Here is a 14,028-nt window from a genome sequence, read left to right as displayed (position 1 = left end):
CCGCGGCGTCGCCCCCCCGCCCCCCCCCCCCCCGGGGGGGGGCGGGGCGCGGGGGGGCGGGGGGGGGGGGGGGGCGCGGGGGGGCCGGGGGGGGGGGGGGGGGGGGGGGGGGGGGGGCCCGCCCCACCACCAAAAGGGGTGAACGGTCGTAACTTTCGCGTGCGGATCGCGTTCCACCGCGCTAAGAGTTCAGGCAGTGATCAACTCTTCACGAAACGTTACGCCATGGCGGCTTCACGCCGGGCCGCGCGCCGCCGGGCCGCCAGCTCCGGGTCGAGCGCGGGTACGGCGGCCAGGAGTTGCCTGGTGTACGCCTCGCGCGGGCTGTCGTACACCTCGTCGGCCGGCCCGTACTCCACGAGCCGGCCGCGGCGCATCACCGCGACCCGGTCGCTGACCTGGCGGACGACAGCGAGGTCGTGCGCGATGAAGACCAGTGCGAGGCCGAGTTCCCGCTGCAGTTCGCCGAGCAGGGCGACCACCTGGGCCTGCGTGGTGACGTCGAGCGCGGAGACGGGCTCGTCGCAGACGATGACGCGCGGGTCGGCGGCGAGGGCCCGGGCGATGCCGATGCGCTGGCGCTGCCCGCCGCTGAACTCGTGCGGGTAGCGGTCGTAGTGCGCCCGTTCGAGCCCCACCCGCTCCAGCAGTTCCGTCACGCGCCCCCGGATGCGCTCCTCGTCCCTCCCCCACGCCCGGTTTCGCTCGCGCGAGGGGAACCCCATGCCACGCGCGCGGAGCGGGTCGGCGATGGACTCCCCGACACTGCGGCGGGGGTTGAGGGAGGAGACGGGGTCCTGGAAGACCATCTGGACGGCCGGGTCCACGCCGGTCTGCGGGCGCCCTTCGAAGCGGATCTCGCCCGCGGTCGGCTCCAGCAGCCCCACCAGCATGCGGCCGAGCGTGGTCTTGCCGCTCCCGCTCTCCCCGACCACGCCGAGGGTCTCGCCGCGGCGGACGGCCAGCGAGACGTCGTCCACGGCGGCGAACCTCCGCTTGCCCCGCCCGAACTCGCGCCGCACGCCGGCCGCCTCCAGCACGACCTCCGCGGCGGCCTGGGAGCCGGTCCGGCGGGCGTCCACGCGGGGGACGGCGGCGAGGAGTTCGCGGGTGTACGCCTGGGCGGGCGCGGCGAGGACCGTGCCGACCGGGCCGTGCTCGACGGCCCTGCCGTGCCGCATCACGAGGACGTCGTCCGCGCTCTCGGCGGCGACGCCCACGTCGTGGGTGACGAGCAGCAGGCCCATGCCGGTCTCCGCGCGCAGTGTGTGCAGCAGGTCGAGGATCTGGGCCTGGACGGTGACGTCGAGGGCGGTGGTGGGCTCGTCGGCGATCAGCACGTCCGGTTCGCAGGCGAGGGCCATGGCGATGAGGGCGCGCTGGCGCATGCCTCCGCTGAACTCGTGCGGGCGGGACCGGGATCGCCGTACGGCATCCGGAATGCCAACCCTCTCGAGCACCTCCACGGCACGCGCGCGTGCGGCGCGGCGCGACACGCGCGTGTGGACGCGATGGACCTCGGCGATCTGGTCGCCGATCGCGTAGTACGGGTCGAGCGAGGACAGCGGGTCCTGGAAGACCATGGCGGCCTTCGCGCCGCGCAGCCGCCGCAGCTCCTCGTCGGAGGCCTCCTGGACGGAGACGCCGGCGACGCGGACCGAGCCGCCGACCCGGGCTCCGGTGCCCCGGTGCAGGCCCAGCAGGGCGCCCGCGACCGTGGACTTCCCGGAGCCGGACTCGCCGACGAGGGCCAGCGCGGCGCCCTTCGCCAGGCTGAAGGAGAGACCGTCCACGGCCCGCAGGGAGCCGAACTCGACGGTCAGGTCCGTGACTTCCACCAGGCTCACAGGAGTACCACCCGTCGGTCGGCCACCGCGTACAGCACGTCCGCGACGGCGTTGGCGAGAACCACGAAGAAGCCGATGACCAGGACCATGCCGACGACCACCGGCAGGTCGACGACCTTCACCGCGTGCACCAGCTCCTGGCCGATGCCGGGCAGGCCGAAGAGGGTCTCGGTGAGGACGGCGCCGCCGACGGCCGAGCCGAAGGTGACCGCGTTGAGCGCGATGACGGACGCCGTCGCGCCGCGCAGCGCGTGCCGGGCTATCACCGCACGCTCTCCGACGCCGTACGCGCGGAACGTGCGGATGTGGTCCTCGGCCAGCGTCTCCAGCATCGACGCCCGGGTCAGCCGGGCGAAGTTGGCGGCTTCGATGAGGGCGAGGGAGAGCCAGGGCAGCAGCAGGTTCCACGCCCATTGTTCGGGGTCGTCGGTGAAGTTCACGTACTGCGGGAAGGGCAGCAGCCGCAGTTCGCCGCAGACGACGATCATCAGGATCAGGCCGATGACGAAGACGGGGGTGGCCGTGCCCGCCAGGGTGATCGCGGTCAGCACACGCTCGGTGAGCCGGCCGCGCCGCCACGCGGACAGCACTCCGGTGCCGACACCCAGCAGCAGCCAGATCACCATGGCGCCGGCCACCAGCGAGAAGCTGACCGGCAGCTTGGTCAGGATGACGTCGGTGACCTGCCGGCCGGTCTGGTACGACTGGCCGAGGCAGGGGGCCGGGCAGTGCTCCACGGACGTGCCGGTCGAGAAGTCCTGGCCCACGAAGAGCCCCTGCAGGAAGTGCCAGTAACGCACGTACAGCGGGTCGTCGAGGTGGAGTTGCTCCGCCACCTGGTGGACCTGGGCCGGGGAGCAGCGCGGGCCGCAGGTGATCTGGGCGACGTTGCCGGGGGTGACGTAGAAGACGACGTAGATGATCACCGAGAGGGCGAACAGGGTGACGACGGCGCCGACGGCACGGCGCAGGACGAAGCCGGTGAAGCCGTTCACGCCCGGTCCTCCTTCTTCGGTCCGGGGCCCGGTACGGCGTCCGAAGCGGGGCTCGGTACGGCGGGGCCCGGTACGGTCCCCACAGCGGCACCCGGTGCGACGCCCGGTGCGGCCGTCTCCGCGCGGGCCTCCCGCTTGCGGCCGGTGCCGACGCGCAGGCGCGAGGCCGCGCGCGGGTCCAGGGCCACGCGGACGCCGTCGCCGAGGACGGTCATCGCGAACACGGTGACGAACAGGGCGAGGGCCGGCAGCAGCAGGTACTGCGGGGCCGCCTGGTACCAGACGTCGGCGGAGGTCAGCATCTGCCCCCAGGACGGCGTGGGCGGCTTCACGCCGACGCCGAGGAAGGACAGGGCCGCCTCGGCGCTGATGTTCTGCGGGATCAGCAGCGCGGCGTAGGTGATGACCGGTGCGGCGAGGCCCGGGAGGAGTTCGCGTACGGCGGTCCGCCCGATGCTCCAGCCGCTGAGCCGGGACGCGGCGACGTAGTCGAGGTTCTTCAGGGTGAGCGTCTGCGCGCGCACCATCTTCGCCGTGGTGCTCCAGCCGGAGACCAGCGCGATGATCAGGGCAACGAGGACGGGCCGCGGGAAGCCGCTGGGCACGATGGCCAGCAGCGCGAGCGCCATGACCATCAGCGGCAGCGCGACGAAGATGTCGGTGATGCGGCTCAGGACCGCGTCGACCCAGCGGTTGCCGAGCCCGGCCGCCACGCCCATGGCGACGCCGAGGATCACCTGCGCCACCGTGGCACCCAGCGACACCCCCAGCGACACCCGCGCCCCGTACACGAGCCGGGCGAACATGTCACGGCCGGTCTGGGGTTCGACGCCCAGCCAGTGATCGGCGCTGATGCCGCCGAAGGAGCCGACGGGCACGCCTCCGCGCGCGGAGTCGATCAGGGCGGGGTGGTATGTGGTGGCGTCCTGGCCCTCCACGGCGGTGAGCAGCGGCGCGGCGAGCGCGATCAGGACGAGCAGCGCGACGACGGCCGCGGCTACCAGGGCGGCGCGCTGCGCCCGCAGCCGCCGCCGGAACTTACGGGCCCCCGAGACCGCCGGGACGGAGGTGTCCGTCCCGGCGGTCTCGACGGCGACAAGTGCCTCGCTCACGACGTCACTTCACCGCGACCTGGGAGATGTCCAGGACGCCGGTCCAGTCGCTGATGACGACGTTCTTGACGTCCTTGCCGTACAGGCGCTTGTAGACCGGGTGGAACAGCGGCACGACCAGGGCCTTCTCGCCGATCTTCCGGTCCAGCGCACCCCACCGCCCGGCGGCCGCGTCGAGGTCGGTCAACTTGTTGATCGCGTCGATCTCGGCATTGACCGACTTGTCGTTCAGCAGGCCCGTGTTGAAGTTCGCCCCGTCCTTGACGATCTGCCGGCCGTCGAAGATCGGGGCGAGGAAGGGGCCGCCGGAGGGCCAGTCGGCACCCCAGTGGGCGAGGAAGAAGCCGGGCTCGGTCTTCACGCTGTGGATCTTGTCCCGGTAGTCGTTGTCCTCGAGGCCCTGCAGCCTGACCGTGATGCCGGCCTTCTTGAGCGCGTCCTGGACGGCGGTCGCGATCTCCGGGCTGGTCTCGAAGTCCTTGTTGTTGGAGTGCGTCAGCGTGATGGTGAGCCCGTTCTTGTGACCCGCCTGCGCCAGCAGCTGCCTGGCCTTGGCCGCGTTGCCGGACTCGCCCGCCGGGAACGGGTCGTAGGGCGTGTAGCCGAAGGACTTCTGGTCGGGCAGGAAGGTGGTGGCGGGCTCGGCGAGCGCGCTGCCGCCGGCCGCGTTGACCACCGACGACCGGTCGATGGCGTAGGAGATCGCCTGCCGGACCTTGGGGTTGTCGAACGGCTTCACGGTCGGGTTGAAGGCGATGTAGTTCGTGTAGCCGAAGTGGCCGGTGCCCACGCGCGCGGCCAGCTCCTTGTCGCCGGTGACCTTGGCCAGTTCGGCCGGGCCGAGGTTGGTGTCCGTGGTGACCGCGGCGGCGTCCGCTCCCTGGGACGCGGACAGCCGCTGGTTGATCACGGAGGAGTCGAGGCCGGAGCGGACGTCGATCGCGTCCGGGTAGGCCTTGCGCTCGGCGTCGACGGCCGTGGACCAGTGCGGGTTGCGCTCCATGACGACGTGCTCACCGTCGTTCTCGTTCTTGACGACCCTGTACGGGCCGGACGAGATCGGGTGCGACTCGTACTTGGTGCCCGTGTCCTTGCCCTTGGGGACCGGGGCGAACTGTGTCTGCGTGGCGAGGTACGGGAACTCGCCCTCGGGCTTGTTCAGGTGGAAGACGATGGTCCGGGAGTCCGGCGTCTCGATCGCGGAAAGCCCCTTCTTGTCCTTGTACGGGCCCTGGTAGTCCGCGGCGCCGACCAGCCAGTCCCTCAGGTAGGGAGCGCCGCCGGAGAGTTCGGGGGCGAAGGAGCGCTCGATGCCGTACTTGATGTCGGCCGAGGTGATCGGGGTGCCGTCCTCGTACTTGAGGCCCTTCTTCAGGGTGTACGTCCACACGGTCGCGCCCTTGTCGGGGCGTCCGGTGTCGGTGGCGAGGTCCGGGACGACCTTGGCGCCGGCCTCGCCGTTCTCGCGGTTGCGCGTGGTGAGGGTGCGAAAGACGAGCGAAGGGACGTTTCCGCCGCCGGAGGTGTAGAGGCGGGCGGGGTCGAAGTCGGTCTGCGGCTCGGAGTTCAGCACCGTGAGCGTGCCGCCCTTGCGGGGCGCGGAGTCGCCACCGGAACCCTTGGCATCGTTGTCCTTCGGGCCGCAGGCGGCGGCGCCCGCTGCCACGACCAGGCTGACGGATGCCGCTGCCACGCGGCGCGCTGTGAGGGACGGTTGACGCATCGGAATGACGACCTCTCGGGGGCTGATCGAGGATTTCTCGAAAAGTGAGACAGACGGACGAGGAGTGAGACGGCTGCGAACAGACGTGGGCCCCGGCGCCGGGTCGTCGAAAAACCCCGTGACACGGTCACGGAGGAAAGAGAGGGAAGGTCGCGACGCGAACGCCAGGGAGGCGGCGTCAGCGACAGTCGATGTCGGCCACGCAGAGTGCGGTCACGCCGATGAGCGCCAGCTCGATGGCGGCGCTGTCGCAGACGGCATGACTGGACCACATGCGCAGAAATATGAACGAACATACGGCTCATGTCAATGTGACATGAGCGGCGCCCGTCAACTCCTGGGATAGGGCCAGGGGTTGGGCAGGCAGTGGATTCCGTCGTGGTCGAGGAACTTGGTCTGCTGCTGCATGACCGGAGCCGGTTCGCCGTCCTTCTGGCACGTCACATGGCCGTGGCCGAGCCGGTGGCCGACCTCGTGATTGATGAGCATCTGCCGGTACGGGTGGATTTTGTCCCCGTATGTCTTGCTGCCCTGGGCCCACCGGTAGGCGTTGATCATCACGCGTTCGGTGGCGGCCGAGTCGCAGGAGACGTTGTCCTCCGTGGTGTCCAGGCCGGACTTGGCACACCATGCGGCGGTGGTGCCCGGACTGGCCAGCGTGATCACGAAGTCGGGCTTGCCGGACGAGATGCGCTCGAAGGTACGGGCGCCGCCGTGGCTCCAACTGCGGTCGTCGTTCAGGGTCTTCTGCACGGCCTCGGCGAACAGCGCGCCGTCCAGTCCGAGCCCCTGCTCGACATCCACCCGGTACCGGTACTTCTGCCCCGTACCGGGGGCCTTGTCGAAGCCGGGCACCGCGTCGAACTTCCCCGAGCCCTTCAGCGTGGCACCGAGCGGGTACTTCTTGCCCATCTTCTGCGCGTACGTCAACGTCACCGCGCCCGGCGAGGCGGAGGCTGCCACGCCGGGAGCGCGCGCGTCAGGGGCCTGGCCGGTGTCGGTGCCGGAGTGCGACTGCGCGGCGTCGCCGTCCCGCCCCCCGGTCACCTGTCCGGCGACGATCACCGCGAGCACGGTGGTGACGGCCGCCGCCGCGATACCGGCGAAGGCCCGCCCCTTGCCGCCACCGCGCTGCGCGGGCAGCCGGACGCCGTCCGCCGGGCGGGCGTCGGTCCGCTGTTCCCCGGTGGCCGGTGCCTCCTCGTCACGACGTCCCCGATCCGAGCGGGGCCCGAAGACGTCCGCGTCCTCGGTGCCGTCGCTCGCGCCTTCGAAGGCGTCCAGGTAGTCCTGCCGGGGACCGGGCCGCCGCCCGGGACCGTCACCGGGCCCCGCCTGCCGCTGTCGAGGCAGCACGGCACCGGGCCCCGCACCGCGTCCGGACGACCCGCTGAACGCACCCCAGCCACCGCCCGCTTCCCGCTGCTCGGGGTGCCCACCACGGGCGGAGTCACCGTCAGGGAGACGGGGCACACCGCGCGCGGGGGTGCCCTCGACGAGACGCGACGCTTGCGAAGCCCCCGGAGCAGCCGGACCGCCCGGGACAGCGGATCCCCTCGTCGTACCCGGGGCGGCGCCCTCGGGGTACGGCGGCACGGCCCCCGGCCCACCCCTCTGGGCCGGTATGTCCGGGCGGTCGCCGGAGTGCGCGCCCCGCTGCTCCGCCCGCCGTGCGGCTATGTCCGCGGAGTCGTCCTTCGGAGCCGGTCCGCGGCGGCTGTGGCGTCCCACCCCGCCCCTCAGCTCCCCGCGCCTGTGGCCGTGACGTCCTCGGTGGCGCCGCGCGGACCGGTGCCCGCGGGCCCGCGCGAGTCGTGGCCGCCCACGTCGCGCTCGTCCAAGTCGCCCACCCCCGCCAGGAGTTCCCGGACCGCCCCGGCCACCACGTCCGGGTACTCCATCATCGCCACGTGTCCGGCGTCCGGCAGGCACAGCAGACGGGAGTCACGGAAGGCGCGGGTGGCCTTGCGGGCCATCCGGAAGCCGACCAGCTGGTCCCGGCCGCCGTAGATCAACAGGGTCGGCGCGAGGACCCGCTCGGCCTGGCGCCACAGCCCGTGCTGGCCGCCGAGCGTGTAGGCGTTGACGATCCCCCGCGCGGAACGCGTCATCGCGTCCCAGAAATACGGCAGCCGCAACCGCCGTTCCAGCTCCTCCACGGCGTGCCGGAACGCCTCCGGCGACACCCGCCCGGGGTCGCCGTAGCAGAGCGCCGTGACCCCCCACACCCGCTGCTCGGCCGTCCAACCCCGGGTGAACCTGGTGAAGAGAGCGGCGACGCCCGGCACGCTGAGCAGCCCCGTCGGGACCGCGGTGCGCTGGATGCGCAGCTCGGGCAGTGCGGGCGAGACCAGTGTGAGCGTGCGGACGAGGTCGGGACGTACGGCGGCCACGCGCGTGGCGACCGCGCCGCCGAGCGAGTTGCCGAAGAGGTGGACCGGGCCGCGGCCGGCCGCGTCGAGACAACGGATCACCGCGCGCGCGTGCCCGGTGACGGAGTAGTCGCCGTCGTCCGGTGGCGGGGAGTCGCCGAAGCCCGGCAGGTCGACGGCCTCGCTGTCGACGACGCCGTCCAGCTCGGCCATCAACGTGGACCAGTTCTGCGAGGAACCGCCCAGCCCGTGGACGTACAGCGCGGGCGGCAGACCCTCACGCGCGGGGCGCCGGGAACGGATCGACAGGGTGACTCCGGGCAGGCCCACGGACCGCAGCCGCTCGCCCTCGCCGACCCGGACGGGTGCCACCCTGGGAAGCACACTGGCGGCCGACACGGACGGCGACTCGGTCGAAGACATGCGGCAATGTTACGAGGTGATCACGCCGAGATTCATGTGTTCGCCATCACAGCGTGAGCCGTAGGCCACGGGTGCGCCGGCACGAAGCACGGATCGAGCACGACAAGAGACCCGGAAAGCGTGTGAACCGTGCGCGACTGGTGAACCGGACAGCGAACGGGCGCAAAGGCATGGCGTCCGGATCAGCTGTCTCCTAGGCTCGGACAGAGGGCACCCGCGTGTGGCCCCTGCTGCATCCAGGGACGTTCATAGGAAGGGAGCCCACCATGACCTATGACCCCACCGAACCCGACGTGATCGAGGACCTGGAGGCCGACTCGGCACCGGAGATCGACGTCGAGGCCCCCGAGGGGGACGCTGCCGAGCAGCACACGGACATCGCGCCGGACCGCGACGACCCCCTGACGGGAGTGGACCCTGACCGCGCGAACGTGGCCGACATGGTCGAACAGGCCCGCGTCGTCTCACTGGACGAGGACGACTACCGCTGACCCCGCGGGCCCCTCCGACCGCAGCGGGGCACGTCAGGAGCGCCCTGCGGCTTTCGCGGCCGTCCGGTACGTGAAATTCTGCGCTCGCACCGCGCACACCACGGTTACCGAAAAGTACGATGGCCGCGCGGCCGACACCGCATGTGGACGACTCTGGGAGGCGGCGTGACAGCCATCGAGCAAACTGAGGCAGCACGCCCGCGTGGCACCCGCCTGCCGCGCCGAGCCCGACGGAACCAGCTGCTGGGCGCCGCCCAGGAGGTCTTCGTCGCACAGGGCTACCACGCTGCCGCGATGGACGACATCGCCGAGCGGGCGGGTGTCAGCAAGCCGGTGCTCTACCAGCACTTCCCCGGCAAGCTCGACCTCTACCTCGCCCTGCTGGACCAGCACTGCGAGTCGCTGATCCAGTCCGTGCGCAGCGCGCTCGCCTCGACGACCGACAACAAGCAGCGGGTGCGGGCGACGATGGACGCCTACTTCGCGTACGTCGAGGACGACGGCGGTGCCTTCCGGCTGGTCTTCGAGTCGGACCTGACGAACGAGCCGGCGGTGCGCGAGCGCGTCGACAAGGTCACCACCGAGTGCGCCGAGGCGATCTGCGACGTCATCGCCGAGGACACGGGCCTGTCGCGCGCGGAGTCGATGCTGCTCGCCTCCGGCCTCGGCGGCCTCGCCCAGGTCGTGGCCCGCTCCTGGCTGCACAGCGACCGCAGCGTGCCGCGCGACCAGGCGGTGCAGTTGCTGACCTCGCTGGCCTGGCGGGGCATCGCCGGCTTCCCGCTGCACGGCAGCGAGCACCACTGACGGACGTCTGTTCCCGTGGGGTGTTCGCTGTTGGCGTTCCGGCCCGCAGCATGTACGTCCCCTCACCGGGCTAATGTGTGCAGCGTACGGCGCGGAAGATCGCGCACATCACTGACCGTCGGAGGGACATAGCCGTGGAGGTCAAGATCGGCGTGCAGCACGCGCCCCGCGAGATCGTTCTGGAGAGCGGTCTGAGCGTCGAGGAGGTCGAGCGCGCGGTGTCGGAGGCGCTGGCCGGAAAGACGCAGCTGCTGAGCCTCGAGGACGAGAAGGGCCGCAAGGTCCTGGTGCCGACGGACCGCCTGGCGTACGTGGAGATCGGCGAGCCGACCGTGCGCAAGGTGGGTTTCGGCACGCTGTAGGCCGACGTCGTGAGAAGGGCCCGGCGGCCATGTGCCGCCGGGCCCTTCCGCGTGCGGTGCTCACACAGGCGGAGCACAACTCCTCCACAGCGGAGGATTGCAATCCGCAGGTCACGGGTAGGACGGGCTAGGACCGTCAAGGGCAGACCGGCCGTGGGAGGGACCTCTCGATGATCCTGGAAGCACTCGGCTCCGCTGTGCTCGGTCTGGTGCTCGCGTGGGCGGCGGCGCACCGTCTGTCGCACCGGCTGCCGGCCCGCCCGCTGGTGTACTCGACGGGCGTGGCCGGAGCACTGTTCGGCGACTTCGTCACCCACAGCGCCCTGGACCCGGGCAGCACCCTGCCGAGCTTCCTCGGCGCCGCGATCGTCTCGGCGGCGTCCCTGTCCCTGCTCCTGCGCCCCACGGGCCGCCACCTGCGCCGACGATCAGCGACCGCGTAGCACGGCACCTTCGGGAAGACGCGGGCGGCAACGCCCCCGGGGCGCGGGGAACGGCGCGAACAGGCGGCCGCGCACCCGCGGCCGCGCGATTTCCACGACCGTCCCCCGCGGAGCGCGCCCGGCACTCAGGCCGCGAGGCCCAGCGCAGCCATCCGCTTGGTGTGCGCCTCGGTGATCCGCGAGAACATCTTCCCGACCTCCGCGAGATCGAACCCGTCGGCCACACCGCCGACGAGCATGGTGGACAGCGCGTCCCGGTCGGCGACCACCCGCTGCGACTGCGACAGCGCCTCCCCCATCAGCCGCCGCGCCCACAGCGCCAGCCGGCCGCCCACGCGCGGGTCGGCGTCGATCGCGGCCCGTACCTTCTCCACCGCGAACCCGGCGTGCCCGGTGTCGTCGAGCACGGCGAGCACCAGCTCACGCGTGTCGGAGTCCAGGCGGGCCGCGACCTCCCGGTAGAAGTCGCTCGCGATCGAGTCGCCGACGTACGCCTTGACCAGGCCCTCCAGCCAGTCCGAGGGCGCCGTCTGCCGGTGGAAACCGTCGAGCGCGGCGACGAACGGGTCCATGGCGGCCGTCGGCTCCTCGCCGATCTCGGTCAGCCGGTTCCGCAGCCGCTCGAAGTGGTGGAACTCGGCCGAGGCCATCTTCGCCAGCTCCGCCTTGTCCGCGAGGGTCGGCGCCAGCTTGGCGTCCTCCGCCAGCCGCTCGAACGCCGCCAGCTCCCCGTACGCGAGCGCTCCGAGCAGGTCCACGACCGCGGCGCGGTACTGCGGTTCGACGGAGGCCTGCGCCCAGTCCTGGGCGGCGACACCGGTCGGTTCGGCGGAGGCGGCGGACGCGTTCTCAGGCTTGTCAGAGCTAGTCATGAGGCGCACAATAGCCCGCTCGGCGCCCCCAGGAAGCCCCTGGTCAACCACTGTGACCACGACTACGTGACGAATTCGGCCATCACATGTGCGTGAATCCGGGGTATGGTGGTAATGCGCCTGCTGAGTGCGTCGACGCTGCTCGACGTGTCCGACAGGGCGCATGCATGAGGATGCCCGGTCGGTGGCCCGATCGGCTCCGACCTGACAGCCCTCCCTGGCCGTACGACTCAGTCCGTACGACGACCGGAGGGACACCCTCAGCGGTACGAGCGCTAGAGCGTCGGCAGAGGTCCCGTGCTTTACGGCTGGCCCGAGTGGTTCGCCCGTATGGCAGCCGACGTCCCCGGCACGGTCCGTCAAAGACCCCCCGCGCTCGCCTCGCACCGCACCACACAGAAGAGGCATAACCCTGACTACCACGTTTCGTGACCTTGGGATCCTTCCCGAGACTGCCGAGGCCCTGGAAGCCGTCGGCATCATCAACCCTTTCCCCATCCAGGAGATGACGCTCCCCGTCGCCCTTTCCGGCACGGACGTCATCGGCCAGGCCAAGACCGGCACCGGCAAGACGCTGGGCTTCGGCCTCCCGCTCCTCGAGCGCGTCACCGTTCCCGCCGACGTGGAGGCCGGACGCGCCACCCCCGAAGCCCTCACCGACGCCCCGCAGGCGCTGGTCGTGGTCCCCACGCGCGAGCTGTGCACCCAGGTCACCAACGACCTGCTGACGGCCGGCAAGGTCCGTAACGTGCGCGTGCTGGCGATCTACGGCGGCCGGGCCTACGAGCCCCAGGTCGAGGCCCTGAAGAAGGGCGTCGACGTGATCGTCGGCACCCCGGGCCGGCTGCTGGACCTCGCGGGCCAGAAGAAGCTGAACCTGAACCACATCAAGAGCCTGGTTCTCGACGAGGCCGACGAGATGCTCGACCTGGGCTTCCTGCCCGACGTCGAGAAGATCATGAACCTGCTTCCGGCCAAGCGCCAGACCATGCTGTTCTCGGCGACCATGCCGGGCGCGGTCATCGGCCTCGCGCGCCGCTACATGTCGCAGCCCACGCACATCCGCGCCACCGCGCCGGACGACGAGGGCGTGACGGTCGCGAACATCAAGCAGTTCATCTACCGCGCGCACTCCATGGACAAGCCGGAGATGATCGCCCGCATCCTGCAGGCCGACGGCCGCGGACTCGCGATGATCTTCTGCCGCACCAAGCGGACGGCCGCCGACATCGCCGAGCAGCTGCAGACCCGTGGCTTCGCTTCGGGCGCGGTCCACGGCGACCTCGGCCAGGGCGCCCGTGAGCAGGCCCTGCGGGCCTTCCGCAACGGCAAGGTCGACGTCCTCGTCTGCACCGACGTCGCCGCGCGCGGCATCGACGTCGAGGGCGTCACCCACGTCATCAACTACCAGTCCCCCGAGGACGAGAAGACGTACCTGCACCGCGTCGGCCGTACGGGCCGCGCGGGCGCGAAGGGTACGGCGATCACGTTCGTCGACTGGGACGACATCCCGCGCTGGCAGCTGATCAACAAGGCGCTGGAGCTGGACTTCAACGACCCGGTGGAGACGTACTCGAGTTCTCCGCACCTGTTCTCCGACCTCGGCATCCCCGCGGGCACCAAGGGCACCCTGCCGCGCTCCGAGCGGACCCGCGCCGGTCTGCACGCGGAGGAGCTGGAGGACCTGGGCGAGACCGGCGGGCGTGGCGCTCGCGGACGCGGTGACCGGGGCGGCCGCGCCGGCCGCGCCGAGCCCGCCACGGCCGAGCGCGAGCGTCCGGCCCGTACGCCGCGCCGTCGCCGCCGTATGCGTGGCGGCTCCCCGCTGGACGCCACCGCCGCCACGGCGCCCGCACCGGCCGCCGAGTCCGGCACCGAGTCCGGCACCGAGGAGCCGCAGGCGGCCCGTACGCCGCGCCGTCGCCGTCGCACGCGCGGCGGAACGCCGGCGGAGGCCCTGACGGCCGTCACGGCACCCGTGACCCCCGAGGCCGCCGTCGAGTCGGTGGAGGCCCCTGCCGCGCTCGAGACTCCGGAGAAGCCGCGCCGCCGCCGCACCCGCAAGTCCGCGGAGCAGCAGGCGACGGTCCCGGACGTCGAGCCCACGGTGGCGGACAGCCCGGCCGCCGAGCCGGTGACCGAGTCGGTGCCCGCGGCCGCGCTGGACACCGCGGAGGCCACCGAGGCCAAGCCGCGCCGTCGCACCCGCAAGACGGCCGAGCCGGCCGCCGCGGCGGAGGCCGCGCTGGACACCGCGGAGGCCACGGAGGCCAAGCCGCGCCGCCGTACCCGCAAGACGGCCGAGCCGGCCGCCGCGGCGGAGGCCGCGCTGGACACCGCGGAGGCCACGGAGGCCAAGCCGCGCCGCCGTACCCGTAAGGCAGCGGAGCCGGCCCCGGAGGCCGCGCCCACCGAGGCCACGGGCGCGTCCACGTCCGCTGAGGAAGCCGCCCCGGCGACCAAGCCGCAGCGTACCCGCAAGACCACGGCAGCCGCCGAGGCCGCGGCGGACACGGCCGAAGGCACGGAAGCCAAGCCGCGCCGGGCCCGGAAGACCGCTGCCACCACGGTGGACGCGGCC

Annotated in this window: 13 protein-coding genes; 5 read left to right on the top strand and 8 right to left on the bottom strand. The window is 72.0% G+C overall.

Going from position 1 to position 14,028, the window contains the following annotated elements:
* Positions 1-218 precede the first annotated feature (218 nt).
* The 7 genes from AC07C1_RS17385 to AC07C1_RS17355 form a co-directional block, all read right to left on the bottom strand.
* The gene (locus AC07C1_RS17385) at positions 219-1,847 is read right to left on the bottom strand and encodes a dipeptide ABC transporter ATP-binding protein (protein WP_478939841.1); all 1,629 of its coding nucleotides are present in this window, start codon (positions 1,845-1,847) and stop codon (positions 219-221) included.
* Entirely contained in the window at positions 1,844-2,842 is a 999-nt protein-coding gene (locus AC07C1_RS17380) for an ABC transporter permease (RefSeq protein WP_478939840.1), read from the bottom strand. Before AC07C1_RS17380 ends, AC07C1_RS17385 begins: the two co-directional genes overlap by 4 nt.
* Entirely contained in the window at positions 2,839-3,954 is a 1,116-nt protein-coding gene (locus tag AC07C1_RS17375; protein ID WP_478939838.1) for an ABC transporter permease, read from the bottom strand. Before AC07C1_RS17375 ends, AC07C1_RS17380 begins: the two co-directional genes overlap by 4 nt.
* A gap of 4 nt (positions 3,955-3,958) precedes the next feature.
* On the bottom strand, positions 3,959-5,677 hold the full coding sequence (locus tag AC07C1_RS17370) for an ABC transporter substrate-binding protein (RefSeq protein ID WP_478939837.1): 1,719 nt from the start codon (positions 5,675-5,677) through the stop codon (positions 3,959-3,961).
* Between the two features lie 178 nt (positions 5,678-5,855).
* Positions 5,856-5,951 carry an Ms4533A family Cys-rich leader peptide gene (locus tag AC07C1_RS17365; protein WP_478939835.1) on the bottom strand — a complete coding sequence of 32 codons (96 nt, stop codon included), beginning with the start codon at positions 5,949-5,951 and terminating at the stop codon, positions 5,856-5,858.
* A 56-nt stretch (positions 5,952-6,007) separates the two neighbouring features.
* Positions 6,008-7,408 (bottom strand): DUF3152 domain-containing protein, encoded by a 1,401-nt coding sequence (locus tag AC07C1_RS17360; protein ID WP_478939834.1) that lies wholly within the window; start codon positions 7,406-7,408, stop codon positions 6,008-6,010.
* 8 nt (positions 7,409-7,416) lie between these two features.
* Positions 7,417-8,472 carry an alpha/beta fold hydrolase gene (locus AC07C1_RS17355; RefSeq protein WP_478939832.1) on the bottom strand — a complete coding sequence of 352 codons (1,056 nt, stop codon included), beginning with the start codon at positions 8,470-8,472 and terminating at the stop codon, positions 7,417-7,419.
* A 266-nt stretch (positions 8,473-8,738) separates the two neighbouring features.
* On the opposite strand from AC07C1_RS17355, the gene AC07C1_RS17350 reads away from it, so the two are divergent.
* The 4 genes from AC07C1_RS17350 (at position 8,739) to AC07C1_RS17335 (ending at position 10,575) form a co-directional block, all read left to right on the top strand.
* Entirely contained in the window at positions 8,739-8,963 is a 225-nt protein-coding gene (locus AC07C1_RS17350; protein WP_478939830.1) for a hypothetical protein, read from the top strand.
* Between the two features lie 165 nt (positions 8,964-9,128).
* Entirely contained in the window at positions 9,129-9,770 is a 642-nt protein-coding gene (locus AC07C1_RS17345; RefSeq protein WP_393277113.1) for a TetR/AcrR family transcriptional regulator, read from the top strand.
* Between the two features lie 134 nt (positions 9,771-9,904).
* The gene (locus AC07C1_RS17340) at positions 9,905-10,132 is read left to right on the top strand and encodes a DUF3107 domain-containing protein (protein WP_478939828.1); all 228 of its coding nucleotides are present in this window, start codon (positions 9,905-9,907) and stop codon (positions 10,130-10,132) included.
* A 170-nt stretch (positions 10,133-10,302) separates the two neighbouring features.
* Positions 10,303-10,575: a hypothetical protein gene (locus AC07C1_RS17335; protein ID WP_478939826.1), complete on the top strand. Its 273-nt coding sequence runs from the start codon at positions 10,303-10,305 to the stop codon at positions 10,573-10,575.
* A 125-nt stretch (positions 10,576-10,700) separates the two neighbouring features.
* Here the strand turns inward: AC07C1_RS17335 and AC07C1_RS17330 are convergent, their stop codons facing one another.
* Positions 10,701-11,447: a ferritin-like fold-containing protein gene (locus AC07C1_RS17330; RefSeq protein WP_478939825.1), complete on the bottom strand. Its 747-nt coding sequence runs from the start codon at positions 11,445-11,447 to the stop codon at positions 10,701-10,703.
* A gap of 505 nt (positions 11,448-11,952) precedes the next feature.
* On the opposite strand from AC07C1_RS17330, the gene AC07C1_RS17325 reads away from it, so the two are divergent.
* Positions 11,953-14,028, top strand: a 2,076-nt coding sequence (locus AC07C1_RS17325) for a DEAD/DEAH box helicase (protein WP_478939823.1), incomplete at its 3' end; no start/stop codon positions are given.

The sequence above is a fragment of the Streptomyces sp. NPDC045022 genome, from assembly GCF_056432605.1.
The sequence above is the reverse complement of the archived record's forward strand: the minus strand, read 5'-3'. Positions and strand labels throughout refer to the sequence as shown.

What these genes read in the sequence shown, in the direction of transcription:
- AC07C1_RS17350 (WP_478939830.1), top strand. Translation starts at nt 8,739, where the DNA reads ATGACCTATGACCCCACCGAACCCGACGTGATCGAGGACCTGGAGGCC.
- AC07C1_RS17370 (WP_478939837.1), bottom strand. Translation starts at nt 5,677, where the DNA reads ATGCGTCAACCGTCCCTCACAGCGCGCCGCGTGGCAGCGGCATCCGTC.
- AC07C1_RS17330 (WP_478939825.1), bottom strand. Translation starts at nt 11,447, where the DNA reads ATGACTAGCTCTGACAAGCCTGAGAACGCGTCCGCCGCCTCCGCCGAA.
- AC07C1_RS17365 (WP_478939835.1), bottom strand. Translation starts at nt 5,951, where the DNA reads ATGTGGTCCAGTCATGCCGTCTGCGACAGCGCCGCCATCGAGCTGGCG.
- AC07C1_RS17355 (WP_478939832.1), bottom strand. Translation starts at nt 8,472, where the DNA reads ATGTCTTCGACCGAGTCGCCGTCCGTGTCGGCCGCCAGTGTGCTTCCC.
- AC07C1_RS17335 (WP_478939826.1), top strand. Translation starts at nt 10,303, where the DNA reads ATGATCCTGGAAGCACTCGGCTCCGCTGTGCTCGGTCTGGTGCTCGCG.